The following is a 25,743-nucleotide window of genomic DNA, read 5'->3' as shown; positions in this document are numbered from 1 at the left end:
TTTGTAGTTGATTCAAGAATATTATTATAAAGGTTATATGTGATTATGACAATAGATGCTTTTCTTTGGGAGGATATGGATATTTAGGATTTGTGCAAGTGGTGCTTGCATGATTAAGTACTTATTTACAATTGAGCGAACGAAAGTTTCTTGAAGACCTGTAATTTTGGCAATAACAGGAATTTTAAAGCCCTGACTGAACATTTCCTTCGCTATAATTACTGCCTTATTATGTTCGCCCTCAGCTTTGCCTATCTCAATACCCTGTACCTTTCCTTCATCTCTATATGTATCAGCGATAGTTTTCATAATAGTATCCTTATCTTGCGGTAATAGATGTGCATCCAATACTTCTACTAATTCCGGTTGTTTTTGTGTTGATAATTTTGCGTTAGTATACCATAAGAACGATCTTAGGTAAATATAACCTTTTTCTTTATCCAATATTATAATATGCTTAAACTCTGTTAAAAACTTCTCCCATAGTTTTATCATATCCTGCATATTGGATATGCTGCATTATATATTCTAGCATACCTAAATGTTTTTTCTTGACGATTTCATCATCTGTCATAGCTTGCAAATCTACTAATTGATAATCTTCCGCCATTAATTTCTTTGCCATCACACTATCAGTAAATAAACTCCACAGATTTCTTGGAGCATTATAAATTTCTTTACCGTTGTAAATAACTAAATTATAGACTAGCGGTAATTTATCCTTTCCTTGCTTATGTCTTTCACATAATAATAGTGTATATTTCCATAACCGCAAAGCCGTCCAATAATCAATTGTTGATTGGGCCTCTACTAATATATAAACAAATGCTTCTTCTTTATTATTGGTGCTAATTTTATATGTTATATTACTATATTTCTTATTTAAAGATTCCTCAATGTAGCTTTCTTGTTCTACCGTTATTTTTGATAAATCTACTATTAAAATCATCGGGTAAATAATATTACAAAAATTCTTGTGCTGCTACCGGGTTGTTCATTATTATTTTTACTAATGAATCATGTTTTAATTTTTTAGCCATAAAAATCTAGTAGCTTTATTTCGTGGCGTATTGTATCTTAAATTATCTATAATATCCATATTTATTTAAATTTAAAGTTTAATGTGCTAATTCTAGACAAACTTTTGCTTACCTTAAAATTAATGCGTGCAGATAAGCTGGTAGCTTATTTGCTGGTTTTTTTTCCTGCTTTATTTGGGTTACTGCTTGCAAACCCCTCAAGAACGGAGTTAATACATTTATTACCGTTATTTATTTTAGGTAGTATAACAGCTAGAAGTAGCGGGTGTATTATTAACGATATATTTGATAGAAAATTTGATAAGCATGTCGCAAGGACTAAAGAGCGACCTTTAGCTAGCAAGGCTTTATCTGTTTCTTATGCTATTTTGATACTCTTTATTCTTAGCGTTATCTCACTTTGTATTTTGCTACTTTTAAACAAAACAGCTATATGTATAGGTTTTTTTGCGGTAATAATGATTATCCTATACCCGTTAATGAAACGTATTACTTATTTCCCGCAAATCTTTTTGGGATTTACATTTAAGCTAGGGGTCTTAATAGCTTATGCGGCAGTTCAGGATACACTGGATATAGCAGCGATTATTATGTATTTAGCATGCTGTTTTTGGGCCATTGGTTATGATACGATTTACGGATATATGGATATAAGAGATGATAAGAAAATAGGAGTGAAATCGTTAAGTATATATTTAGAGAACAAGCATTCTAAGCTTTGGCTTTATATATGTTATATAGGTTTTATATTGTTATTTATTCTAGCAACAAAAATGGCTAACCATAATATCGACTATTTACCTATTTTAGCTGTTTTAATTTTACTGATATTACAAGTAGCAACTCTTGATATTGAAAATCCTGCCAATTGTATGACAAGATTCAAAGCTAATAATTATATCGGATTAGTTTTGAGTATGGTGTTTTATTAAATTCTTTTCCTAATAACAGTCTTGTTAGGGATTAGATAATGTTCTTGATGTCATTCCTGCTTTCGCAGGAATGACATTGACCCGTGCAACAACTCCTCTAACAGCCCATAAAGTGACCATCGATATTGCGGTTATATAAACCGCAATTGATAAAGAGTTGCTGGTTACATACCATAGCATTAGGCAGATTGACGGAGTAAGACGTCCGATTAATGAAGCACCTATACTACTGCCGATACCGACTAACATATATTTATCGGCAGTTTTAAATAAATCATTTAGCCAGCAGTTCAAAGGTGCCAAGAACCCGACACCGAGTATTATAATCCAAATACGTACAAAATTAACATACCATATAGATGCATTATTCAAGCAGAGCCATAAAGGAATTATGCTTAAACTCATTAAAATAAGAGTACCGTTTAGTATTTTAAGGTAATGTAGCTTTTTTGTTAGATGCCCTATTATCGGAATCATAATCATATCAAAAATCAGAAACTCAGTATTAAATTTCATCATTATTTCGAGTGATATATCAGTGATAAGCGGAATAAAACTATTCAAAAAGACGAAAGGTACTATATAAGTCATATATGAGAAACCTGTGGCAAAACTAATGCGTAAGATACTTAGTTTACAGTTCCAAATTGTAGTTAAGTCTTGTAATAGTGATGATACTACGTCATTGCGAGGAGAGGACCCAGGTGTCATCCCGTGGCTTGACCACAGTATCCAAAAATTACGTAAAGTAATTTTATCTTTTTTATTGGATCCCGTGGTCAAGCCGCGGGATGAAAATGAGGGCTTGACTACAATATCCTCGCGCTTTCTTAAAAAATAACCTATCAGTGCTGTAAGTCCACCAAATATGAAACATAAACGCCAATATGTATTATACTCTACATTTAAAACTATAGTACTGATAAATGAAGCAAGAATAATACCGACCATAGTAGATGTTTGATAAAGGTAAGAAGCTTTAAGCGCTTTTTTTTCTTCTTTATTCTCTAAAATAAATAATTTAGCAATGGCACATTCACCCTCGGAATATACTCCTTGCAACGTTCTAAGCAACACTAATAATAGCGGTGCAAGCCAGCCTATTTGAGCATGTGAAGGTATTAAACCGATTAGGCTAGTTGTTAAAGCAACGCCGATTAAAGAGTAAGATAAAGCAAAAACACCGCCGTATTTTTTAGCAATTACGCCAAAAAAATAAGAGCCTATGAGACGTGTAAATAAAGACGTAGCAAGAACACTATAGGTAAGTATTAAAGCAACGACTTTGTCATGATTCGGAAAAAAAATACCAGCAAGTAGCGGAGCAAGAAACCCATAAAGTGCAGTATCGAAATGATCCATCGCATTACCGATTAGGATCGAAAAATCCCTTTTACTTAATGCATTATTCATATATTAATAATTTAAAATTTATAATGGATTATACTCGATGAATTTGGAGCATTGGTGACAATGTCTTTGTAAGTCCTCGGATGCTGAACGTTTAATATACGCTCTGCTCCTCGGCTTACAGACCGATTACTCTTTCCCAAGTTGATCTTCGTATAACAGCGCTTCGTTTTGTAGGAGTATATAAGTATGTAATCTTCCTTGTAAATATTTTTTTAAGAGATATGATTATAAAGTTATAGCTTAAAGTAATTGTAATGAATGAATAATTTGAAACAAGGAAAGTTTATTACATTTGAGGGAGGGGAAGGGATAGGCAAATCTACTCAATCTCAAATGCTCTATGAATATTTACAATCTCAAAATACTCCCGTTATTTTAACTCGTGAAGTCGGTGGTACTATTGTAGCCGAAAAAATGCGTGAAATTCTAGTACATGAAGAATTACTACCCATATCCGAGCTATTACAAGTTATGGCAGCACGTTATGATCATATGGCACGGAAAATTATACCAGCTCTACAAGAGGGACATATTGTAATATGTGATAGGTTTATTGACTCAACTGTATGTTATCAAGGATTAGAGCTAGAAAATGGCATAGATTTAGTTTATAATCTGCACAAAACTTTAATGCCTTCTCTTATGCCGGATATTACGTTTTTTATTGACGTAGAGCCGGATACTGCTATTAAGAGAGTCAATTCACGAAATATGAACAATAAATTTGACATAAGAGGTATAGATTTTTATAAAAAAATCTATTATTGCTTTAAAGAATTAAGTAATAGATTTCCTGAGAGAATAAAAACAATTAAAGCTTCAGATTTAAGTCCACTTGAAGTACATGAGTTAATAAAAAAGCATTTATGAACAATACTTACTACATTACTACCCCTGTATATTACGTTAACGATATTCCCCATATCGGTCATGCTTATACTAGCGTTGCAAGTGACGTAATCGCTCGTTTCATGCGACTTCGAGGTTTCGATGTAATGTTTTTAACAGGTACTGACGAACATGGGCAGAAAGTAGAAAAAGCAGCTATTAATAAAAATATTGACCCACAAAAATTTACCGATCAAACATCCGAGAGTTTTCGTCATCTGATGACTGCTATGCATATTTCCAATGATGATTTTATCAGAACAACGGAACACAGACATAAAGAAGCTGTAGCTGTTTTTTGGCAGAAATTACTAGATAACGGCACTATTTATGAAGGTTTTTATGAAGGGTGGTATGCAGTGCGAGATGAGGCTTTTTTTGATGAGTCGGAACTTACGAGGGACGGTTTAGCACCGACGGGTGCTCCAGTTGAATGGGTTAAAGAGCCTAGCTATTTCTTTAATCTTTCAAAATGGCAGGATAAATTGCTTGAGTTTTATGAAGCACACCCTGATTTTATCAGACCTATATCAAGGCGTAACGAAGTAATTAGCTTTGTTAAATCGGGTTTAAAAGATTTATCGGTATCGCGTACTACTTTTAATTGGGGAATAAAAGTGCCAAATAATGAAAAACATGTAATTTATGTTTGGCTTGATGCACTGGCTAATTATATTTCAGCACTCGGTTATCTTGACGAACAAAGTAATTACAATAAGTTTTGGCCGGCTGATTTACATGTAGTCGGTAAAGATATCTTGCGTTTTCATGCCGTCTATTGGCCTGCTTTCTTAATGGCTGCAGAAGTTCCGCTGCCGAAAACAATTATGGCTCATGGCTGGTGGACGAATGAGGGGCAGAAAATCTCTAAATCTCTTGGTAATACCATTGATCCGATTAAGTTAATTGATGAATTCGGTGTTGATCAAGTTAGGTATTTTCTGATGCGTGAAGTAACTTTTGGTGCGGACGGCAATTTTGCTCGTAGTAATTTAATTACCCGTATTAATAGCGAGTTGTCAAACAAAATAGGTAATTTATTACAGCGTACTACATCTTTTGTTTATAAGAATAATGACGCCAAAGTGCCTTTGCTTACGCAAGGTGTTATAGATAAAATATATGAGCTACCGATTTTAAAAACCGCAAGTAAATTTGTCGAGCAGAATATTTTATTGATGGACAAAACAGAGATTAATAAAATTCTTGAAAATATTATTAATTTGGCCGAAGAGGCAAATATCTATATTGATAGCGAAGCACCCTGGAATTTGAAAAAAACCGATCCAGATAAAACGTTAGAAGTGTTATACGCTTTACTAGAAGTTTTACGCTATATTGCGATAATGCTTCTGCCTTTTATACCGAGTTCAGCAAATAAAATGCTTGATCAGTTAGGGGTAAATAAAGAAGAACGTCTATTTAAGCATTTAATACGTGATTATACTTTAACAGCGGGTAGCAATATTTTAGAACCTACCATAATATTTCCAAAATTTGAATAGTGTGTCATACCGTGGCGAGACCGCAGTATGACACACCTACTAAGAGTATAATATGTTAATAGATTCACATTGTCATCTTAATTTACGTAGTAACTTGTCATCCCGCGACGTAGATACCGTAGTCAAACCATGGTATGACGCAGTGCTTTTAGATTCTGTCATTCAAAGAGCATTAGAAAATAATGTGCAGTATATGCAAACTATCTGCACTAAAATTGAAGATTTACCTATTATTTTAGAGATAGCTGAAAAATATGCAAATGTTTTTGCGAGTGTTGGGGTGCATCCGTGTGAAGTGAATTCTTTTATTAGTCATTGCGAAGCACTGCAAGTGCTGTGGCAATCTCAGGAAGCTTGGACAAGATTGCTACGTCAAGACTACGTCTTTCCGAACTCAGATGCTGAGGCAATTATTATGCTAACCCAGCATCCGAAAATTATCGGAATCGGTGAAACGGGGCTTGATTATTATCATCAGCCTTACGATCAAAAATTACAAAAAGATTTGTTTGTAGCACATATACATGCGGCGTCTAGTACACGTCTGCCTGTTATTGTTCATACAAGAGAAGCAGACGAAGATACTATTGACATTTTAACCTCAGAAATGCGTAACAGCACATTTCCAGGTTTAATACATTGCTTTACCTCTTCAAAAAATCTAGCGGCAAAAATGCTAGATATCGGTTTATATATTTCAATGTCAGGGATTATAACTTTCAAGAATGCTACTGATTTACAAGAAATAGTCAAATATATACCGCTTGATAGGTTATTAATAGAAACCGACACTCCTTACTTAGCTCCTACGCCTATGCGAGGCAAACAAAACGAACCGGCATTTGTTAGGTATGTCGCTGAAAAAGTTGCCGAACTCAAAAATATAACATCAAAAGAAGTAGCAAATGTTACTACTCATAACTTCAAAACATTATTTTCTAAATTTGAACAATATATAAATAATACTTTATAAAAACAGCAAGTTTGATAATTTAAAGTTGAAATTTTTTTAAAATAATATGTATATTTTATAGTATTTCAATTATTAGTATATTTGATATGGAATTTAATTGCAAAAATACCATCATTGGTTTTTTAAAAGCACATGAAGATCAGAAATTTACCTCTTATGGTATAGCTGAATGGTTTGTAGAAAATCACATTGACTAAGCAAGACTCAAGAAGAAAAAGATAAGGAGATTATAGGAATTGATGCAGGTGAAATTAGCAGTAGTAAGCTTTCTGCTGAACGAAGACAAGAACCTAATATTAGAATAAAACCTAAGCTAAAGTTTTATTATTCGCAAAACCCTGATTACTATGTCAATAATGAACAAGCCACAGAACCTAAAATAAATGCAAATAAAGAAGATAAAATAACCGCAGTGCAAGTATGTGATGATGCACTGGCATTATATCTTCAAAACAAATTGAAGATTCATAATATGCCTATTAAGCATAATGTTTCTTCAAATAAACAAGGCACTAAAGGTAATAATAAATGGTTACCCCAGATTGGGTAGGTATGGAAGTTCTTAATGAAAAGTGGAGTTTACTAATTAAAGATTGTGCTAAATATTATGCATGAAAACAAGTAAGGTTTTGGTCTTTTGAAGCAAAAAAAAATATCAAGCGTAGTAATTTACGAGAATCTTTTTTTCAGGCTTTATCAAATTCCTCATGTGCACATTACTAGTTATTTAGTTACTGCTGATTTAATTGAAAGTAGATAAAATGATACTAGGCATGGTATAGGATTTATTTTAGTATATATAGAAAATCCTGAAGATAGTAAAATATCAATTCCTGCTAGAGAAAGACCGGAAATAGATTGGAATATGGCTAATAGGTTAGCAGAAGAGAATAAAGATTTTGAAAATTATATAAATAGTCTATAAAAAACAGAAAGTAAATGATAGTACTTGGTTTAATATTAATGACCACGTAAATAAAATTCCTAAGCAAAATAAGAAGAAAAAATAAACATATTTATATATAGACCATTATTATCACGCATTTATAAAAATTTAAGCAGTGAGTCCTAAAATTAATGTACTGAGAATTTTTAGTGTTAAACTAAATTTATATTAATTATTTTTAAATTTGTGGATAAATTATGATTAACTGTGATTTAAGTACTAATTATACATATTATATGTTAGAGGGGCTTAGAGCATAAATTGCTCCAATGCATTTAGGTATAAAAATTCTAAAAGAAGCATATTAACATGAGATAACGGTTTTGCAAGAATTATGCATGCTTATTTAACGCTTTGTGAACGTATGACTAGAAAATATGCAAAACCCGAATTTAATAATCCTTGAAACAATTATTGATGATAAAACCTATAACATTAATGAAAAAGTTATACTAAAAAAGTCTTTTTGTAGACTAAGGCATTTTCAGAAAATAGGTTTTAAAAAAGAATTACCTCAATTATTAATAGTAGCACCCATGGCCATGGCGGGACATCACGCTACTTTACTTAGAACAACAGTACAAGAATTATTACTGTATACCGGTATTTATATTACAGATTGGACGGAAGCCAGTTATGTGCCGCTTGAAGCAGGGCATTTTGATATGGGTGATTATATTGATTACGTAATGGAGTTTATCAATTTTGTAGGACCGAATGTTCATACTATGGCAGTTTGCCAACCTACTGTTCCATTGCTTGCCGCCATTAGCTTAATGTCGGAGAGTAATAGTCCAAATGTGCCGAGTTCGATGATTTTGATGGGCGGCCCTATAGATGCTAGAAAAAATCCCACGGCAGTTAATGAATTCGCTCAAAGTAAAAGTTTAGAATGGTTCTGCCAAATGGTTACAATGCAGGTGCCGCCAAACTATCCCGGTTTCCTCCAACTTGCCGTCTTTATGGGTTTAAACTTATGTTGTCATATAGATTCACATTTAGAATTATGGCAAAGTTTATTAAATTCTGACTATAAAAAAGCCGATCATACTATTAAATTTTATTATGAGTATTTAGCAGGTATGGATATGCCGGCAGAGTTTTGCTTACAAACTACAGATGCAGTATTCTAACAATTTTCGTTAGCAACAGGTAAATTAGTTTCTGAGAAGCGTCCGATCGATTTAAAACATATTACTAAATGTGCTTTACTCGGTATTGAAGGGGAATTAGATGATATTGCAGTGGTAGGGCAAACAAAAGCTGCTTTAAAACTTTGTTCAAATATACCTGAATCAATGCAAAGATACCATTTACAAAAAGGGGCAGGGTATTACGGGGTATTTAGCGGAAGTAAATTTAAACATTGATAAAACTAATTTCAAGCAATCTAAACTTAAGGCAGCATAAAAATAGTCATTATGAGCGGGCATTGCTTGCGTGGATTGTTTTTTCCGTCATTGCGAGGACATTACGTAAGTAATTGACGCAGCAATGCAGTAAAAAATGCTGATTTACAGCATTTTTTTTGTTATTTTTTCTGGATTGTCACGCTCCTTTCAGTCGCTCGCAATGACGGGGTGGTATCCACGCAACAATACCTTGCTGGAATTATATCGCAGCCATACAACAAGATCATAATTAAAGGAGAAGTGTGGTAATCTAATATTCAACTCTTATTAATCTTTTGAATTTCTTGTTGTTGCTGTTGTCTGTATTCTTTCGCTTTTTCTTCGATGTAATTAAAAAAGAAATAAGTAAAAGTTAAAAAACCGGTCAAAATAATACCAAATGTTATTAGTATTGCTTTAAGTTGCTTTCGTGAATCTTCTGCTTTTAACCTTTTCTCTTCTTCATCTATGTCTTCATCATTTTTGACTTCAGATATTATTGTTTGTTCTTCTGTAGTATTTTCCATGTTGTAACTCAACTAAAATGAACCGCTTTATTACTAAGTTGTTCCTATAACTTACAGATTTTTGAAGTGTATAAGATTAGCTATATTTGAATAATGAGGTTTAAACTCATAAAAATAGGATATATAAGCAATAATGCTATGTCAATAGCCTTGAATATTAGCAGTGTTCAACCAAGGTTATACATATGATTATAATTTGAGTCTCCTAACATTGAAGTATTTAAAGTATCGGAGTAAGCAGCTGATAATATAGCATCATCAAAAGTGATATTAAGCTGCCCTGTATAGTCTTGAATAAAATTGTTAACAGTAGATTCAAAGTTTGTATATTTTTAGGATATGAATGAACACGCTCTGTACATTCTGTATTTCCTAATTTACTTCCAATCAATGTTAATAACATAGAGTTATATTCATCTTGGGGGTGTTACGATTAATTATTTCGTAAGTTTTAGCAAGAATATAACAAGCTTCGTTATTTCGCTTCATAGTTTCTAATTTTATTTCTTCAGAAGATAAAATATTATTTAGAAAAGCTTTTTCATATATTTCATAATTCGGTGATGAATCAGATTTTCCGTTAAAAAGAGCAGTAAATAGGATTTTAGCTTTCTCTAGATCATTCATTTTTGATTTATCGGCAACCAAAAGACCGTCTTCATAGTATCGATAATTATGAAATTGTCAAGACCTTAATTTATTATTAGAACTAATGAAAGAGTTTGTAGTATTGCTTGTTACTACGTTTCCCTCGCAATAATTATAGTTTATATTCCGGTGTTTTACCTGTAATAAGGAATGCCAAGTACCAAGATCGTTCCAAGCAAAATCGGCTTTTATCATGACCATTCCCGAAATATATTCCATTATGGTATTGTCTTAGAGAAATTGCTGCGATTTCATTATAAGCCTCATTGTCTATGGCCAAACTATTCTCATTTTTTACGGCAGTATTAAATGCTTTTTCTGCAATACAGAATAAATCAGGTTGAAGGTTCATTGTTAAGTTTAAGAAGAAGTTAACATCGTATACACAAATTCCTGAATTCCAAAAATATTCATTACTTTGAAAATGTTTGTTTGCTTGCTCTAATATAGGTTGTTCAATTAAATGATCAACTAGATAAACATTTTCTGCAATTGGTAATCCTGTGTTTATATAGCCATACTTGGCACTTATAACATTTATAGGAATATAGTGCAAATGCCGCATTCATTAACATAATGTAAAGCTTTATTTATAGTATTAAGATAATTTATATCATCCGCTATATGATGGTTTGAAGATAGTAACACTACAATATCAAATCCTAGTGCTGTAGCCGATAATGCCGTAATAATGGCACAAACGGCAGTATTTTTTTGTAAAGGCTCGGTAATTAATGCTATTTCTACATCTATTTCTGCTGCTTGTTCTTTAGTGATTGATTCATATTTTTTGGAAGTAATAATAGTAGGTTGTCCTAAAAATTTATTGCGGTTTAATGTTTGCTGAAGTAAAGTTAGATCACTCAATATTTTTTTAAACTGTTTCGGTTTATCCTTAGATGCCAAAGGCCATAGTCTTTTACCGTTACCTCCTGCCATAATCACCGGTTTTATTAGACTCCTTGCATAACCTCATTCTAAAGGTAATTTGTATACCTTTGATACTTCAAGATTTGGTACGTTAAATTTCAGGATTTGCCTGTGCTCAGGTATTTTTATACGCTGTACAGGCTCACCACTTATTTGACTCCCAACTTCTGAAGTATCTGCGATATACGTCGATCCAATACTCGCACTCTCACTTACCTTTTGGTATGCTGCGGTGCTGCGTTTCATGTCTCCTTCAAATTCCTCTTTATAAGATAGGTTATGTAAGGAGTCTACTTTCATATATTTTTACAACTATTAATTGAATTAAATAATAAAGAGCTTTATAAATAGTTTTAAAAAATATGTCAAGTGAATTAACTATATTGGCAAGTTTTACAATAAAAAGTACTTCTGCCTGAATGCTTTATCTTGATAATAGTGCTAGAGCAGCTTAAACAACTTTGTCCCTCTCTACCGTAAACCTTAAGTTGCTTAGTAAAATAACCAGGTTTGTTATCGCCGTTTACAAAATCTTTAAGAGTAGTACCGCCGGCAGTTATAGCTTTAGTTAACACATCTCTAATCGCTTTAATTAAATTTTCTATTTCATCATCCCTTAAATCGTTACCTGATTTATCCGGATGAATTCTAGCTAAATGCAGACTTTCGGAAGCATAGATATTACCGATTCCGACTATAACTCTATTATCCATAATCAAGTTTTTTATTGGTATTTTTTTAGTTTGTAGCTTATCTTTTAGATATTCTAACGTCAATAAATCAGAAAAAGGCTCTATGCCTAAATCATTAAAAAATTCTTTTTCTAAGAGATCAGTCTTAAAACTATAAATCATACCGAATCGTCTAGTATCGTTGAAAATTAACTTTTCGCCGTTACTTAAATCAAAAATCACATGATCGTGTTTTTGAGTTTTATAATTAGCAGATTGCAGAGTAAATCTGCCGCTCATGCCTAGATGAACTATTAAAGAATAATCATTATTAAAATCTATAATTAAATATTTTGCACGACGCCTAACATCCAGTATATTAGTATTTAAGATTTCTGTAGTTAAAAGTGGGGATAGCTTATAACGTAAATTATCTCTTTTTAACTCTACATTTTCTATAATAAGCCCGATTAGCTTATCTTTTAGAGAGTTTTTAAGAGTTTCTACTTCAGGAAGTTCCGGCATTTGATACTAATATTTATAATGAAAAACTATGAACCAAACAAATTTTGGCTTTAAAAAAGTAGACTACACTAAAAAACAAGGCTTAGTAAATAACGTTTTTTCTAATGTCGCTGATAAGTATGATTTAATGAATGACTTAATGAGTTTGGGATTACATCGCTTATGGAAAGATGAATTTATTAGGCAAATTCCAAATCTTAACTCTCATATATTAGATGTTGCTAGCGGTAGCGGTGATATTGCTTTAAAACTTGCTAAAAAAGCAAGAGATAGAGTTAATAATATCTCTTTAACTTTAAGTGATATTAATGAAGAAATGTTAAAGCAAGCTAAGAAAAAAGCAATAGATCTGAATTTATTTCAAAATCTTAAATTTACTGTAGCAAGTGCTGAAGAACTACCGTTTCCGGATGATAGTTTTGATTATTATACTATAGCATTCGGTATTAGAAACGTACCTGATATAAATAAGGCTTTAAAGGAAGCATGTAGGGTTTTAAAGCCAATGGGTAAGTTTATATGTCTTGAGTTTTCAAAAGTAAAGGAAGGGTACATAAAAGATTTCTATAAATTCTACTCATTTAATATTATACCGAGTATTGGTCAAATGATAGCAGGTAATAAAGAGGCATATGAATATTTGGTCGAAAGTATAGATTTATTCCCCTCACAAGACGAGTTTAGAATAATGATTAAAGATGCCGGTTTTGAGGAAGTCGGTTATAAAAATCTAAGTGGCGGAATAGTTGCTATCCACAGTGCGTATACTCAATGAACTTCAAAAATTGGCTACGTCGTTCTACAAGATCTGCGGTACTTACGTATTAAGTATACGCTCCGCTCCTCGACTTGTGAACTCCTTGCTCTTTTTGAAGTTGATCTTCGTATACTATTTTTTATTGTACTTCGGAGTATATAATAGATGATAAGTAATTTTTTTAATTTAATACGTATTTTTCGTATCATCAGTAAAAAGCAAATCTTAATTGATTCAAGAAGCCCTAAATATTGCAGGTTTATCGGTTATATATTAGCCTTATTTTTTGCTCCGGTCTCGTTAATAAAAAAATCACGGGAAGATTACGGCAAACGCTTAATAGATTGTTTAAGTGATCTTGGACCTATTTATATAAAATTTGGACAAACTCTTTCGACAAGAGCCGATTTAGTAGGAACAGAGATAGCAGGTTATTTAAGGTTACTGCAAGATAAGCTACCTCCGTTTGATGGTGGGGTGGCGAGAAGGTTGATAACGTCATTGCGAGGAGACATTTATGTCGACGAAGCAATCTCAGCAAGCAAACAAAAGATTGCCACGCAGTCTATGACTGTGAGCCATGACGCCCTCCCTTTCTTACACCTCGACGATACCCCCATCGCTGCCGCATCAATTTCGCAGGTACATAAAGCACAACTTATAACCGGTGAATATGTTGCGGTAAAAATTTTGCGTCCGGGTATTCATAAAAAATATAACAGAGATATTAAGCTGCTATATTTTCTTGCAAAAATTATCTCAAAATTTTCTAAAGCAAAAAGGCTCAAACCGATTAAAGTAGTCGATAAATTTCATGAAACTATGAAATTTGAGCTTGATTTACGTTTAGAGGCGGCAGCAGCTTCTGAGCTTACGGATAATATGCGAAATGATATTAACGTGATAATCCCTAAAATATATTGGGATTTAACATCAGAAAATATACTAACCACCGAGTGGTTAGACGGCACTTCTATATATGATACTTTGCTACTAAAGGAAATGGGGTTAGAGCCTACAAAAATATCTCAGGATTTTGCCGTAATGTTTTTCAATCAAGCCTATAGAGACGGATTTTTTCATGCTGATTTACATGCAGGGAATATTTTAGTGAATAAGCAAGGTAAAATAATTTTACTTGATTTCGGTATTATGGGCAGACTTAAAGAAAAAGATCGTTTAGCCGTTGCCGAAAGTCTATTTGGCTTTTTAAGGCGTGATTATAAATTAGTTGCTAAAGTACATTTAAGAGCCGGCTATATCCCATCAAATACCGATTTAGCTTTATTCGCTCAAAGTTGTAGAGCAGTTACCGAGCCTATAGTAGGGACGCCCATAAAAAATATTTCCATAGGTAAGCTGCTTGCACATTTATTTAAAATCACGGAAGATTTTGGCATGGAAGTACAACCGGAGTTGTTGTTATTGCAAAAGACTTTAATAATGGTGGAAGGGATAGGCAGACAGTTAGACGGTAATGTTAATATGTGGCAGCTCGCCGAACCTTGGATTAAAAAATGGGCCGTGAAAAATCTAAGCCCTGAAGCGAAGTTGTTACGATTGGTAAAGCATGACCTAGATAGTCTAGAGGATATTATTTGACATATAAAAAATTAGCCTTATATATTAAGAAATTTTTTATTATGAAACTAAAAGATTTATTTATTAAATATCCTATTACTACTCCTTTTTTGGTTGATTGTAAAAATGATAAATTAGTATTTCCTTCAGATAAAGAACAAAAATATAAAAGAGACCTAAAAGAAAAAATAGGAGAGGAAGAGTTTGAAAAATTAACGGCTTTAGATAAAATTGTTTAATACCCCGAAAACTTAGAAAATATAGCTTTAGTAAGTATAGAAAGACATCTCGATAAACCATTTATAGTAGCGAAATTGTTTAATGATGTACAACGTGAATATTATAAATCCATATAGATCCCGATAATAATATTAAGTCGATTTTGCATTTCTCAGAAATATATTTTATCGGTGATGTAGGGTGAATGCCGGCTGAAGTTTTAAAACGCGAGTATAATGTTGGTACTATACAGCAAAAATCTTTACCGAAAATCATGGAATTATGGCCTGACCCTTACTATTACAACTGGATTCAGAAAAATAAAGAGCATAACAACCCGGATATAGATCCTCAGGTAATGGAGAGTATTGTTTTATTGTGTGGAGAGGTTAGTATGGATTTACCGGTAAATGAAAAATTATAGTAAAAAACCATTGCAAGATAACCATGACTTTTAAAATTAACAAAAATTAAAAAGTAAAATTTTATAAACCTTTAAATTATATAAAGGTATTTAAATGTCTAAAAGCCAAGAGCAAGAGCAGGAATCCATTGATAAGATAAGGCAACAGTTTGATGAAGAATATAAAAATCTTTCGTGGGTTCAAGTTGGATATTTAGCTCTTGGAGCTGACACAGGTAACAAAAAATATGATGAGTTAAATAAACGATATCTAGATCTTAATAAAGATAATTTAGGTATAATACAAAGTGTTATCCAAGCAGTCGGGAATGTTCCTAGTGCATTGCAGTTTACCTGGGAGGCTTCTCAAGTTTTACCTGATCTTGGCATTGGAGCTTAATAACCTCAGAAAAGCGAGAAGTGCTACCACTAGTGTAGGTTCTATTGACGCTGGTTGTAAGATGATAGCAGATGCAGCATCGCTTATAAAAAAATGTGCTTCTGTTTTACATTCCGCAACTATATCCAATAGTTCAAAAGAAACTCTTTTACAGTCTAAAGTTATCCCATATCTCTTCTCACGCCTATTTTAAATAAGAGGCTTAGCAAAATAACAAAAAACTTTCAAATTTCCGAAACAGAAAAAATAAATGTATTAGACAAAATAAGTCCTAAATTTATCAGAGAATTATCTACACTAGGAGTAGATTTAATATCTAAAGCACTAGAAAGCGATTTAAACCCAAAAGTACAAGAAATATATAAGAATATTAAACAAAAAAACACGTCATCTCAAGGTGCTATATTAAAAATATACATGACATTTAAAGCACAAAAAATCGCTAAACCTGAATTAATTGCAAATACAGTAGCACTACTTGTAAATTCTAGCGAAGAATTAATTGAAAGTACTCCTTCAGCTATAAAAGCTTATAGTCAGCTTAAAGCAAATCAGCGTTGGACTAAAATTAACCTAAATATGGAAGGGTTAGATACTGAAACTAAAAAAGAGTTATTAAAAGGCAAAAAACCTCAAATAGTAGAGTTAGTTGAAAATGCCAAAAAAATTATTGATAATTTATCTCCTGTTTTAGAAAAAAATTACCGCGATATTTAGATAGTAATAAACAGGATATATTAGATGTTTTAAAACATCCTAAAGTAACGGAAAGAATAGAATCACAAGGGAAAGATCCGGAGTTTATACATAAGGCATTAGATGCATCTACGTCTTTTTTAAAAGAGGCTCTGCCGTCAATTACTAAACTTGCAAGCCTCGCTCTTTCCGATAGCGATAAAGTTGCTGATATAATACAAAAATTTCAGTTAATTAAGCCACTTCCAAAGGAAGAGAAATCAAAAGAAGAAAAGGTAAAAGAGGTAAAGGAATGGATTAGTCTTTTGATACAAATTAAAAACCATAATCCGGAAATAAGAAAAATAATTGAAAAAGACCTTCCTGAACTATTAACAAAACATGTAAGTAGTTTAGGACCGGTTGTAGATGAGTTGTGAAATAAAACACCTAAGGGTCAAAAATTAAAATTAGACGGTGAAAAATTAGTAAAGATAGCCGGTAAGTAAACATGCACCTGAATTAATTCAAATTGCCGATAAATTGAGCAAACATGAATACGGTAAAATTATTATTGCTGGCGTTAAAATTATTATCAGATCCAAAAGTGCTAGGAGTATAGTAGCAGAAACTATAGTTAATTTAGGAAAAAGTAAATTTAGTAAAGATAAATAAGCAGTAGGACCGCATACAAGTAAGGTATTAGAAGAAAGACAAAGAGAGATAGGAAAATCCGGTAGAGGAGCCTAAGTCCTGTGTGCACTTTTAATAGAATATTATGGCTCTAGTTGGCAATTATCAAATTTTTTTGAAATATGCATAACTATTCCTTCAAAAATCTTATTAATTTTCGCTTAAAAAGATCTAATAATTATAATCATTAATCAAAAGTGCACAGGACCTAGAAACATCTTGCTATTATTTGATTAAAATTATATTGTAAATTCAAAGTGTCATTATGAAATTACAAGGATGATAGACAGAAATTATTATTTAACACATATCACAAGTGCCCTTGAGATATTCCCTATTTGTGCCATGCTCGGTCCAAGGCAATGTGGTAAAACTACTTTAGCTCACGCTTATATTAAACAGCTTAAAGAAGATGAAAAGAGCTACTTTTTTGACCTTGAGGATCCAGCTCACTTAGATCAATTTAAGAATCTTAAAACAACTCTTGAGCCTTTAAACGGTTTAATAGTAATTGATGAAATTCAAAGACAACCTGAAATATTTCCTTATTTAAGAGTTCTTGCTGACTATTCAAACAAAAAATTTTTAATATTAGGTAGTGCTTCTGGAGAATTATTGCGACAATCTTCAGAATCATTAGCCGGCCGTATTGAATATATGGAGCTTACTCCGTTCAATTTAATAGAGATAAATGATTTTAGGGAGTTATGGTTAAGAGGTGGTTTTCCTAAATCATATTTAGCAAAAAATTATGTTCAAAGTCTTAGATGGCGTAATAGCTACATCACTAGTTTTATCGAGCGTGATTTGCCTAGTTTAGGAATATCTCTTAATGCACATGTAATGAGGCAGTTATGGATGATGCTTGCTCATAATCATGGGCAATTATTAAATTATAGCGAGCTTGGAAGGTCGCTCGGTTTAACGGATATGACTATAAAACGTTATACTGAAATATTAGAGCAAACTTTTATGATTCGGCTATTAAAACCTTGGTATGAAAATATCTCAAAACGTCAAGTGAAAGCACCAAAAGTCTATATACGAGATAGCGGAATACTACATGCCTTATTAGGGATTCACGAACATGATTGGTATGTTCATCCAAAACGCGGTCTTTCATTTGAAGGGTTTGTAATAGAGGAGTTAATACGTAAATTTAAAACGGATGCAGAGTATTTTTTTTGGCGAACGCAAACAGGAGCAGAATTAGATTTATTGATTATTAAGAATGGTAAGAAATACGGCTTTGAAGTAAAAAATGCTGATGCTCCTAGTATTACTAAATCAATGTATGCCGTTCTTGCCGATTTGCAGTTAGAACATTTATATATTGTTACCGCCGGGAATAATACATATACAAAAACAGAAAAAATAAGTGTAGTTGGAATAGCGAACTTATCTAATTTACAGCTTGGTTAAAATATATAAGTTACCATAGTTCATTACCTTTAGTCTTATCATTACTTAATAAATTTATGATGACAATTAGAATCAGTAATATTATCTAGTAATATATCTAATTCAGATTTTTCGGTGCTAATAACTAAACTGTTATTAATTAATTTTAAACTACACATACGGGTTTTTAGTTTTTACGTAAATGAATCTAATAGGAACGCCCGGCATGTCAAAAGCCTCACGCATATTGTTTACTAAATACCTAGTATAGCTATCGGTAATTTTTTCCGGATTATTGGAGAATAGTTTGAAAGTAGGGGGGCGGGTTTTTGTTTGAGTCATATACTTTACACGCACTCTTCTGCCTCCTTTTTGTAAAGGCAGCAGATGTGCTTCCGTAGTAAAATTAAGCCATTCATTTAATTTGCTAGTAGTTATTTTCTTATTCCAAATTTTATAAATTTTAAGACAAGCATCTAGCACTTGTTCAATATTTTGTTTATTTATTGCTGAAATGAATAGAACGGGGATACCTTTAACTTGAGGCAGATGAGTATTTATCTGATAATAAAATTCTTCCTGAAATGCTTCTTTTTCGGATTCTTTAACTAAATCCCATTTATTCACTACTATAACTATACTTCTTCCTTCATTTACCACATGGCTTGCAATATTTAAATCTTGTTGTTTTAAAGGAGCTAAAGCATCAATCATTAAGATTACGGTATTAGCAAATTTAATACTGTTAATAGTATCCGATGCCGATAATTTTTCTAAAGACTTTGTAATAGTAGATTTCTTGCGGAGTCCTGCTGTATCAATCAATTTAATATGATTATTTTTATATTGCCAATCAATTTCAATTGATTCACGAGTAATGCCGGCTTCAGGACCGGTTAATAATCTTTCATCATTAATAAGAGCGTTTATAAAAGTAGATTTTCCGGCGTTAGGTCTGCCACTAACTACTATTTGCAAACAATCTCCTTTAATTGGATCGGCTATATTTGTCTTGATTGATTCTTCTTCAGGTAACTTGGCAATAATTTCGTCATATAAATCAATTAAGCCTGTGCCATGTTCGGCAGAGATAGCTATCATACTATCAAACCCTAATTTGTAGTACTCTTTATCAAAATCAAAAGCTTTCTCGCATTTATTAACTACCAATATAGCAGGCTTATTATATTTTCTAACAAAACTACTAAGTAGCTTATCATCAGGTAATATTCCGCTTCTACCGTCAACCATAAAGCAAATTAAATCTGCCTCTAAAATTGCTTTAGTAGTCTGCTCAATTAACCTCTCTCCCATACTATTAGGATGCTCGTCAAGTCCTGGGGTATCAATTAACAAAAATTCAAAAGAGCCGATTTTGCCGTCTGTATATTTTCTATCTCTAGTGACGCCTGGCAAATCGTGAACGATAGCTTTTTTACGTATGCTTAATCTATTGAAAAGCGTTGATTTGCCTACATTCGGACGGCCAACTAAAGTAATGATTTGCTTAGTCATTATTTAATATATTATTATGGTTAAGAGAACTAATAATGCCCCGATAAAACCTACTATATTTGCTATTATAATAGGTGTATTTTTTATTAATATGCCGTATATAAGCCAACTACAAAGAGCAATAGCACTTATAGTAAAGGCGGGCATAGAAACAGAAGCCGAAGATTGGCAGGTGAAAATCTTATGAGCCTGTACATAGAACATAAAATTGCCGATTGTACCGACAATCGTCATATATTTTTCGTAAAATGTCATGAATTTTGGAGACATATATTTATTTTTAAAAAGTGGTCTATGTCATTTCTGCGTAGGCGGGAATCCATTAAAATCATATAAAAACTTGTTTTTATATGGTTATTTTATCAAATTATGTAACTCCTATATCAATATTAAAGCTATTTTTTTGGACTCCCGCCTACGCAGAAATGACATACGGCATCCTAAGATAGCAACATTCCACATTGACTATCCCTTAAAACTCGCAATTACCGGTATATGATCTGAAGGTTTTTCTTGAGTCCTTAAATTATAATCCATATAGCAATTTTCTAAATAGTCAATAGTATTATTACAACCAAGAACCATATCAATCCTCATACCTTTATTTTGTTCAAAACATCCGGCTCTATAATCCCACCATGAAAATTCTTGTTTACTCGGATGCATTAATCTGTATAAATCCTCAAATCCGGAATTTAGAATAGTGCGTAATTTTTTTTGTTCAACCTCAGTAAAACAAGTAGTTTCAGTAAGTAGCTTAGGTGAATATACGTCTATATCGAACGGTGCAATATTGAAATCACCGCCTATGATAGTTTTTTCGTCAAAAGATTTTTTAGTTGATAGATAATTGATAAAATTATCATAAAATGCTAGTTTTGCTACAAATTTATCGCTACCGACAAATGAACCGTTAGGAGCATAGAGCGAGATTATATTACAAAACCCTATAGGTAATGATAATTTTATTTCTAAGAATCTTGCTTGATCACTGCAGTAATTATTCGGAAAATCCTTAATTATTTCATCGGCAGGAAATTTTGAAATTATAGCAACGCCGTTATATGATTTTTGTCCATGAACATAAGAATTATAAGGTAGATCGGATAATGCATCAAAAGGAAATTTTGCGGTTTCGCATTTTATTTCTTGCAATAATAAAATATCCGGATTTTCTTTAGATAAAAAATTACGCAATAAATTAAGTCTTGTTTTTATGGAATTAATATTCCAAGTAGCTATCTTCATGTTTGTTTTGCTATATCTTCTAATTTTGTATTACGGAATCGCCACTCAAGAAAACCAAAATGATAAACTAAGAGACTAGTAATAAATGCTCTGGCAATTACTATACTCATTGAATATTTTATTGTATGAGATAATTTGGATTACCACTGTACATATCTAATAATATGCTAAAAGCTATACCCCATAAATACAGTGATTGCAATACTCACTCCTCTTGGTGTCCTCTTAATTGAATTTTCTTTCATAATAAAAATCTCGTAATATTGTATCGCAATTAGCTGTAATGAAAGCAAAAAAAGGTCTCCAAAAACTTAGAGGCTCAATTTTGTGAATAATAACCATTGCAACTTCTCTCAGTAGTGTAAGTAGCTCCTGCTGTCATATCGGCATTGCCGCTTTGAATATTTAACTTGATACCAGCTATCTTGATTGTACTCAATATTGATACCTATTTTTTCAGCAATAGCGTTCATTAATTCTATATCTATACCGGAAACGGTAGTATGACCGTTTGAAGCAGCAATTAAGTATTGATAAGGCTCATTTACATACCATGCATTTATCAAAGTTTTTTTATCAGCTGTCCCTTCGCATTCTAAAATTGCTTGTTGTTCGTTCGTGCATATGCTTAAAGCATACAAATTTTTAGAAATGAGAAGTATAAAAACCAAAGCCTTTAAGCACGAACTACTTTAATTTCACCGTCAGAAAATTTAATATTAAAAATTTTTTCATTCGCAGCAGTAATTTTAGAAGATAAAAAATTACCCGTTTCTCCTTTAACTATAGCAAAACCTCGTTTTAATACGTTGTGATAATCAAGGCTTGCAAGTAACGTACTATTTAATTCTAATTTATACTCAAAGTTTTTCAAAGTATTATTTGCCGATTTTGATAGATAAGCTGTTTGATGTGTTAATTCTAATGTTTTGTAATTGATTATTTTAGCAGGGTTAACTCTTTCTTTAGAAAAAGATTTTATCTTTGTTTCTTGTAGTTCAATAAAGCACGGTAAAGCATCTAGTAAATTAAAACCGGTTTCGTCCAGTAACTGCTGCCTATGATTTATATAGTGAGAGAGATATCTGTGTATTTTATTGTAATTTACTATATTTTGTTCGTGATATTTAATTAACCGGCTAGTATTATTCAATAATATTTTTTCATAAGATTGTAGCGTATTATTTAAAATAGAGTGTACCGGTACAGCAAATTCTGCGGCAGCAGTCGGTGTTGGAGCTCTTTTATCAGCTGCTAAATCTATTAAAGTATAATCCACTTCATGACCTACTGCGGAAATAATAGGAATTTTTGAGTTATAAGCAGCACGTACTAATATCTCATCGTTAAATGACCAAAGATCTTCTATAGAACCGCCACCTCTAGCAACGATTATAACACGTGGTTTATTTACCTCTTCTAAATTGTTAAATCCTTCAATTGCTTCAGCAATTTCATTGCCAGAATTTTCGCCTTGTACGCTAACTGGCCATATTATTATCCGAGTCGGAAAACGTTCGCGAATACGATGAATAATATCTTTAATAACAGCACCGGTTATTGAAGTGATAACGCCTATTTTATCAGGTAAAAAGGGTATAGGAATACGTATTTTATTAAATAAGCCTTCTTTCTCGAGCCTTGCTTTACGCTCATTTAGAATTTGCAGCATAGCTCCAAGTCCTGTGGGTTGCAAATTATCTACCGATAATTGATAACGTGAATTACCTGCATAACTTGAGAGTTTACCGCTAATTACTACTTCCATGCCGTCATTTAAAGGAAATTTGATTTTAGCAAGAATAGGACGCCAGCAAGTACAGGCTAAAATGGCGGTATTTTCTTTTAAGTTAAAATAAGCATGACCTGAGTTTGCTATTTTTAAGCCTGAAATTTCGCCTTTTACCTTAATATAGCCAAAATTATTTTCTAATAGCTCTTTGATTTTATTAGAAATCTCACTAACTGAAAACTCTTTGGTTGTTTGATGCGCAATGAAATTGTCTAGCATTTTATTAGTACTTGGTTTTTTGTGCTGAGGGTAACACATTATTCGTCATTACGAGGAGAAACTATTGTGACGAAGCAATCTCAGGAGTTTATCCTACTTCATGAGATGGCCACGTCGATGCTATGCATCTCCTCGCAATGATGATTATCATCTCCATAGAATAACCTTGTACTACAAAAGAGCAAGCAAAATTTTTTATTATTTGATATATTGCTAATAGCTTGCTATTATTTTTTACTATTAAAATATATTTATTAATATAAATGCTACTGCGAATAATATGTTTGCTTATTATCATAATATTTTCTTTGGTAAGTTTTGCCGCTCTTTCTAAGAATGGTCAAAATATTAAAATAAGCAATATTATAGCTGACTTCGTAGAGTATAATGAAAATCAGGATTTGATATATATGCTAAAGGTAATATAAGAATTATCACGGATGAGTATTTATTAACAGCAGATAATTTACTTTATGATATAGAAAACGATATTTTAAGGGCAGAAGGTAATATCCGAATTAAGGATAAACAAAATCGGATAATAGAGGGAGACAAAGCGGTTTTAAAAGATGAATTTAAGAAAGGTATCATATCGGAATTCATTTTGCTTTCCGGTGATAATAATCTTTTAATTGCTAAACTTGCCGAAAGAATAGATGAAAATAATCTTAAGCTGCACCATGCCGAGTTTACCCCTTGTGATGTTGCTTGTAATAGAAATCCTATTTGGCAAATTGCTGCTAAGGATACTTATATTCATTCCGTAGAGCATAGAGTAGTTTATAAAAACGTGTTTTTTGAAGTGTACGGTGTACCGATTTGTTACTTACCGTATTTTTTCCATCCGACTCATACGGCCCCTGCAACTTCTGGATTATTGGTACCTGACGTCAAAAATAAAGGGTTTGGCATCCCCCTATATCTACGTGCAAAACCTAATATCGATTTTACTCTCACTCCAAGAATTTTTAGTAAATATCAAACTTATGAGCTAGAAGTACGTTATCGCTTGAATGATAACGATAATATGAATTTTCAAGTTAGTTACGGTAAATTACCGTATTTTCTAGAAAAAGATGGAAGTGTAGTGAAAAATAAAAAAGTTTCTTCTTATCATTATACAGCAAGCGGTAATTTTATTAGTACCGATAAAGTTTATGATTACGGTTTCAGGGTGGAGCGTACATCGGATAAAGCTTATTTAAAAAATTATTATAATAACTACGCTTCATATTTAACTTCTAAAATATTCTTAAATAAAATTCATGAGGCTGATTATTTTTCGGCGGAAGGATTAAGTTTTCAAGGCTTAGGTAGTAATGATCGTAAATATACCGATCCTCTAGTATTACCAAAAATCAATACAAAAAACGTGATAAATTTGAATGATAATGACAACAGCCATATCGTTGTTGAAAATAATACGTTAATGTACAAAGAAAGAATAGGAAAACAAGTTGCTAGAACCTCTTTGCAACTATCCTTTATGCATAATGTGCTGACTGCTTCAGGACAAATTTTTGATTTTGCTGCTAAAGATAGAGGCGATTTTTATCTTGCTAGGCGGGCTTATGTAGATAAGCCGAGAGAAAGTAAAGCATTTCAAAGGAATATACCAGAATTGCAAACTTTATGGCGTTATCCGTTAGTAGGCAATATAACAAAAACGATAAATTTACTTATTGAGCCGGTAGTTTCTTTTACTATGGGACGTAAACTATCTAAGAAAGATAAAAAATTTGTTATAATTGATCCTGCTAAATATGAATTATCCGAAAAAAATATCTTTTTATCCAACCGTTATAGCGGTATTGATTGCCATGATTTCGGTAATAGATTAAGTTACGGCTTAAATACTAGTATTGCTAAAGAAGAAAATTATTTAAAATTATTTTTAGGACACTCCCGTAATACAAGATATAGTATAAATTTGCCAGCTGATGATAAGGAAAATGTAGGGCGGATACTAGTTAATCTTTCTAATAATTTAGAAGTGTTTTATAGCTTTCGGAAAGATAGATATTTCAGACCTATTAGGGATGAAGTGGGAGGAAATTTTAACTATGATAAGATTAACTTTCTAGGTAGTTTTATTCAGCTTACCAATCTTAACAAAGATTATTCCGTAGAAAGTATAAAGGGTTCAAATAATAGAGTACGACAATTTTATGGAGACATAAATTATCAGCTAGCGGAAAATTGGACTATAGGCTTTGGTGCACGCATTGATCTCTCTAGACGGTCTCCAAATTTACTTACGCGAACTATTAGGATGACATATGCTAAAGATTGTGTTAGAATTACTGCAAAGATTTATTCCGATTATCTAGCCGATGGAAGTAGAGGAATCAAAAAGACTACCTCTTCGCCGACTATTTCTATCGGTTTAAAAGTTTTAAACATGTGAGTATACTCGTTTTATTTGAAAAATTGGCTATGTCGTCTTATAAG

The 25,743-nt window shown here is 32.3% G+C and carries 23 protein-coding genes and 4 pseudogenes; 14 read left to right on the top strand and 13 right to left on the bottom strand.

The features are described 5' to 3' along the window. Positions 1 to 33: 33 nt before the first annotated feature. A pseudogene (locus tag RAF_RS05365) lies at positions 34 to 1,040 on the bottom strand (Rpn family recombination-promoting nuclease/putative transposase). Positions 1,041 to 1,123: 83 nt separating this feature from the next. Between RAF_RS05365 and ubiA the strand changes: the two are divergent. Continuing rightward, positions 1,124 to 1,972, top strand: coding sequence for a 4-hydroxybenzoate octaprenyltransferase (gene ubiA / locus RAF_RS05360; RefSeq protein WP_012719947.1), 849 nt, complete (start codon positions 1,124 to 1,126; stop codon positions 1,970 to 1,972). A gap of 24 nt (positions 1,973 to 1,996) precedes the next feature. Here ubiA and RAF_RS05355 read toward each other — a convergent pair whose 3' ends face one another. Continuing rightward, the gene (locus tag RAF_RS05355; RefSeq protein ID WP_012719946.1) at positions 1,997 to 3,385 is read right to left on the bottom strand and encodes an MFS transporter; all 1,389 of its coding nucleotides are present in this window, start codon (positions 3,383 to 3,385) and stop codon (positions 1,997 to 1,999) included. Between the two features lie 258 nt (positions 3,386 to 3,643). Here RAF_RS05355 and tmk point away from each other — a divergent pair, with 258 nt between their 5' ends. The 4 genes and pseudogenes from tmk to phaZ all read left to right on the top strand — a co-directional run bounded on the left by tmk (position 3,644) and on the right by phaZ (position 9,067). Then, a complete protein-coding gene (gene tmk / locus RAF_RS05350; RefSeq protein ID WP_012719945.1) occupies positions 3,644 to 4,255 on the top strand; it encodes a dTMP kinase in 612 nt (203 codons plus the stop codon). Beyond that, on the top strand, positions 4,252 to 5,778 hold the full coding sequence (gene metG, locus RAF_RS05345; protein WP_012719944.1) for a methionine--tRNA ligase: 1,527 nt from the start codon (positions 4,252 to 4,254) through the stop codon (positions 5,776 to 5,778). The genes tmk and metG overlap by 4 nt, the downstream gene beginning before the upstream one ends. A gap of 52 nt (positions 5,779 to 5,830) precedes the next feature. After that, positions 5,831 to 6,751 carry a TatD family hydrolase gene (locus RAF_RS05340; RefSeq protein ID WP_012719943.1) on the top strand — a complete coding sequence of 307 codons (921 nt, stop codon included), beginning with the start codon at positions 5,831 to 5,833 and terminating at the stop codon, positions 6,749 to 6,751. A gap of 1,206 nt (positions 6,752 to 7,957) precedes the next feature. Further along, positions 7,958 to 9,067, top strand: a pseudogene (gene phaZ, locus RAF_RS05335) (polyhydroxyalkanoate depolymerase). 299 nt (positions 9,068 to 9,366) lie between these two features. Here phaZ and RAF_RS05330 read toward each other — a convergent pair. The 5 genes and pseudogenes from RAF_RS05330 to mutM all read right to left on the bottom strand — a co-directional run bounded on the left by RAF_RS05330 (position 9,367) and on the right by mutM (position 12,389). Next, positions 9,367 to 9,615, bottom strand: coding sequence for a hypothetical protein (locus RAF_RS05330; protein ID WP_041471926.1), 249 nt, complete (start codon positions 9,613 to 9,615; stop codon positions 9,367 to 9,369). 393 nt (positions 9,616 to 10,008) lie between these two features. Continuing rightward, the gene (locus tag RAF_RS09495) at positions 10,009 to 10,242 is read right to left on the bottom strand and encodes a hypothetical protein (RefSeq protein WP_041472037.1); all 234 of its coding nucleotides are present in this window, start codon (positions 10,240 to 10,242) and stop codon (positions 10,009 to 10,011) included. 133 nt (positions 10,243 to 10,375) lie between these two features. Continuing rightward, positions 10,376 to 10,828, bottom strand: coding sequence for a sugar phosphate nucleotidyltransferase (locus RAF_RS10430; RefSeq protein ID WP_268738927.1), 453 nt, complete (start codon positions 10,826 to 10,828; stop codon positions 10,376 to 10,378). Then, positions 10,801 to 11,493 (bottom strand): annotated as a pseudogene (locus RAF_RS10640) (sugar phosphate nucleotidyltransferase). Before RAF_RS10640 ends, RAF_RS10430 begins: the two are co-directional and overlap by 28 nt. A 74-nt stretch (positions 11,494 to 11,567) precedes the next feature. Further along, positions 11,568 to 12,389, bottom strand: a complete 822-nt coding sequence (gene mutM / locus RAF_RS05310; protein ID WP_012719940.1) for a bifunctional DNA-formamidopyrimidine glycosylase/DNA-(apurinic or apyrimidinic site) lyase — start codon at positions 12,387 to 12,389, stop codon at positions 11,568 to 11,570. Positions 12,390 to 12,417: 28 nt separating this feature from the next. On the opposite strand from mutM, the gene ubiE reads away from it, so the two are divergent. From ubiE to RAF_RS05275, 8 genes are all read left to right on the top strand, one after another. Next, the gene (gene ubiE, locus RAF_RS05305) at positions 12,418 to 13,164 is read left to right on the top strand and encodes a bifunctional demethylmenaquinone methyltransferase/2-methoxy-6-polyprenyl-1,4-benzoquinol methylase UbiE (RefSeq protein ID WP_004997739.1); all 747 of its coding nucleotides are present in this window, start codon (positions 12,418 to 12,420) and stop codon (positions 13,162 to 13,164) included. A gap of 147 nt (positions 13,165 to 13,311) precedes the next feature. Beyond that, a complete protein-coding gene (gene ubiB, locus RAF_RS05300) occupies positions 13,312 to 14,748 on the top strand; it encodes a 2-polyprenylphenol 6-hydroxylase (RefSeq protein WP_012719939.1) in 1,437 nt (478 codons plus the stop codon). Further along, positions 14,745 to 14,966 carry a hypothetical protein gene (locus RAF_RS05295; RefSeq protein WP_014410965.1) on the top strand — a complete coding sequence of 74 codons (222 nt, stop codon included), beginning with the start codon at positions 14,745 to 14,747 and terminating at the stop codon, positions 14,964 to 14,966. Before ubiB ends, RAF_RS05295 begins: the two co-directional genes overlap by 4 nt. Before the next feature lie 185 nt (positions 14,967 to 15,151). Further along, the gene (locus RAF_RS05290; RefSeq protein ID WP_041471925.1) at positions 15,152 to 15,370 is read left to right on the top strand and encodes a hypothetical protein; all 219 of its coding nucleotides are present in this window, start codon (positions 15,152 to 15,154) and stop codon (positions 15,368 to 15,370) included. Positions 15,371 to 15,464: 94 nt separating this feature from the next. Continuing rightward, complete coding sequence (locus tag RAF_RS10040; protein WP_234943879.1) at positions 15,465 to 15,749, top strand: hypothetical protein; 285 nt, start codon at positions 15,465 to 15,467, stop codon at positions 15,747 to 15,749. A gap of 417 nt (positions 15,750 to 16,166) precedes the next feature. Beyond that, a complete protein-coding gene (locus RAF_RS05280; RefSeq protein ID WP_041471924.1) occupies positions 16,167 to 16,466 on the top strand; it encodes a hypothetical protein in 300 nt (99 codons plus the stop codon). A 501-nt stretch (positions 16,467 to 16,967) separates the two neighbouring features. Continuing rightward, on the top strand, positions 16,968 to 17,099 hold the full coding sequence (locus RAF_RS10420) for a hypothetical protein (RefSeq protein WP_268738926.1): 132 nt from the start codon (positions 16,968 to 16,970) through the stop codon (positions 17,097 to 17,099). Positions 17,100 to 17,396: 297 nt separating this feature from the next. Further along, positions 17,397 to 18,539 (top strand): ATP-binding protein, encoded by a 1,143-nt coding sequence (locus tag RAF_RS05275; protein WP_012719938.1) that lies wholly within the window; start codon positions 17,397 to 17,399, stop codon positions 18,537 to 18,539. 150 nt (positions 18,540 to 18,689) lie between these two features. Here the strand turns inward: RAF_RS05275 and der are convergent, their stop codons facing one another. The 6 genes from der to RAF_RS05240 form a co-directional block, all read right to left on the bottom strand. Further along, positions 18,690 to 20,033 carry a ribosome biogenesis GTPase Der gene (der, locus tag RAF_RS05270; protein ID WP_012719937.1) on the bottom strand — a complete coding sequence of 448 codons (1,344 nt, stop codon included), beginning with the start codon at positions 20,031 to 20,033 and terminating at the stop codon, positions 18,690 to 18,692. A gap of 3 nt (positions 20,034 to 20,036) precedes the next feature. Next, positions 20,037 to 20,303: a SemiSWEET family sugar transporter gene (locus RAF_RS08165; protein ID WP_010977607.1), complete on the bottom strand. Its 267-nt coding sequence runs from the start codon at positions 20,301 to 20,303 to the stop codon at positions 20,037 to 20,039. 195 nt (positions 20,304 to 20,498) lie between these two features. Beyond that, the gene (gene xth / locus RAF_RS05260; protein ID WP_012719936.1) at positions 20,499 to 21,281 is read right to left on the bottom strand and encodes an exodeoxyribonuclease III; all 783 of its coding nucleotides are present in this window, start codon (positions 21,279 to 21,281) and stop codon (positions 20,499 to 20,501) included. Between the two features lie 353 nt (positions 21,282 to 21,634). After that, positions 21,635 to 21,952, bottom strand: coding sequence for a hypothetical protein (locus tag RAF_RS05250; RefSeq protein WP_012719935.1), 318 nt, complete (start codon positions 21,950 to 21,952; stop codon positions 21,635 to 21,637). A 5-nt stretch (positions 21,953 to 21,957) separates the two neighbouring features. After that, positions 21,958 to 23,292: an exodeoxyribonuclease VII large subunit gene (gene xseA / locus RAF_RS05245; protein ID WP_012719934.1), complete on the bottom strand. Its 1,335-nt coding sequence runs from the start codon at positions 23,290 to 23,292 to the stop codon at positions 21,958 to 21,960. Between the two features lie 88 nt (positions 23,293 to 23,380). After that, complete coding sequence (locus RAF_RS05240; protein WP_014273704.1) at positions 23,381 to 23,590, bottom strand: hypothetical protein; 210 nt, start codon at positions 23,588 to 23,590, stop codon at positions 23,381 to 23,383. Here RAF_RS05240 and RAF_RS05235 point away from each other — a divergent pair. Beyond that, positions 23,556 to 25,699 (top strand): annotated as a pseudogene (locus RAF_RS05235) (LPS-assembly protein LptD). The gene RAF_RS05240 and the pseudogene RAF_RS05235 overlap by 35 nt on opposite strands. The last annotated feature ends 44 nt before the right edge of the window (positions 25,700 to 25,743 follow it).

It is taken from the genome of Rickettsia africae ESF-5 (genome assembly GCF_000023005.1).
In the GTDB taxonomy this organism is placed as follows: Bacteria; Pseudomonadota; Alphaproteobacteria; order Rickettsiales; family Rickettsiaceae; genus Rickettsia; species Rickettsia rickettsii.
Note: the sequence above shows the minus strand (reverse complement) of the source record. Positions and strands in the feature narration are given on the sequence as shown.

What these genes read in the sequence shown, in the direction of transcription:
- RAF_RS09495 (WP_041472037.1), bottom strand. Translation starts at nt 10,242, where the DNA reads ATGAATGATCTAGAGAAAGCTAAAATCCTATTTACTGCTCTTTTTAAC.
- RAF_RS05275 (WP_012719938.1), top strand. Translation starts at nt 17,397, where the DNA reads ATGATAGACAGAAATTATTATTTAACACATATCACAAGTGCCCTTGAG.
- RAF_RS05280 (WP_041471924.1), top strand. Translation starts at nt 16,167, where the DNA reads ATGACATTTAAAGCACAAAAAATCGCTAAACCTGAATTAATTGCAAAT.
- RAF_RS05355 (WP_012719946.1), bottom strand. Translation starts at nt 3,385, where the DNA reads ATGAATAATGCATTAAGTAAAAGGGATTTTTCGATCCTAATCGGTAAT.
- tmk (WP_012719945.1), top strand. Translation starts at nt 3,644, where the DNA reads ATGAATAATTTGAAACAAGGAAAGTTTATTACATTTGAGGGAGGGGAA.
- RAF_RS05290 (WP_041471925.1), top strand. Translation starts at nt 15,152, where the DNA reads ATGCCGGCTGAAGTTTTAAAACGCGAGTATAATGTTGGTACTATACAG.
- metG (WP_012719944.1), top strand. Translation starts at nt 4,252, where the DNA reads ATGAACAATACTTACTACATTACTACCCCTGTATATTACGTTAACGAT.
- RAF_RS05330 (WP_041471926.1), bottom strand. Translation starts at nt 9,615, where the DNA reads ATGGAAAATACTACAGAAGAACAAACAATAATATCTGAAGTCAAAAAT.
- ubiB (WP_012719939.1), top strand. Translation starts at nt 13,312, where the DNA reads ATGATAAGTAATTTTTTTAATTTAATACGTATTTTTCGTATCATCAGT.
- RAF_RS05340 (WP_012719943.1), top strand. Translation starts at nt 5,831, where the DNA reads ATGTTAATAGATTCACATTGTCATCTTAATTTACGTAGTAACTTGTCA.
- RAF_RS05240 (WP_014273704.1), bottom strand. Translation starts at nt 23,590, where the DNA reads ATGATAATAAGCAAACATATTATTCGCAGTAGCATTTATATTAATAAA.
- der (WP_012719937.1), bottom strand. Translation starts at nt 20,033, where the DNA reads ATGACTAAGCAAATCATTACTTTAGTTGGCCGTCCGAATGTAGGCAAA.
- xseA (WP_012719934.1), bottom strand. Translation starts at nt 23,292, where the DNA reads ATGCTAGACAATTTCATTGCGCATCAAACAACCAAAGAGTTTTCAGTT.
- RAF_RS10040 (WP_234943879.1), top strand. Translation starts at nt 15,465, where the DNA reads ATGTCTAAAAGCCAAGAGCAAGAGCAGGAATCCATTGATAAGATAAGG.
- ubiE (WP_004997739.1), top strand. Translation starts at nt 12,418, where the DNA reads ATGAACCAAACAAATTTTGGCTTTAAAAAAGTAGACTACACTAAAAAA.
- mutM (WP_012719940.1), bottom strand. Translation starts at nt 12,389, where the DNA reads ATGCCGGAACTTCCTGAAGTAGAAACTCTTAAAAACTCTCTAAAAGAT.
- RAF_RS10430 (WP_268738927.1), bottom strand. Translation starts at nt 10,828, where the DNA reads ATGCGGCATTTGCACTATATTCCTATAAATGTTATAAGTGCCAAGTAT.
- xth (WP_012719936.1), bottom strand. Translation starts at nt 21,281, where the DNA reads ATGAAGATAGCTACTTGGAATATTAATTCCATAAAAACAAGACTTAAT.
- RAF_RS08165 (WP_010977607.1), bottom strand. Translation starts at nt 20,303, where the DNA reads ATGTCTCCAAAATTCATGACATTTTACGAAAAATATATGACGATTGTC.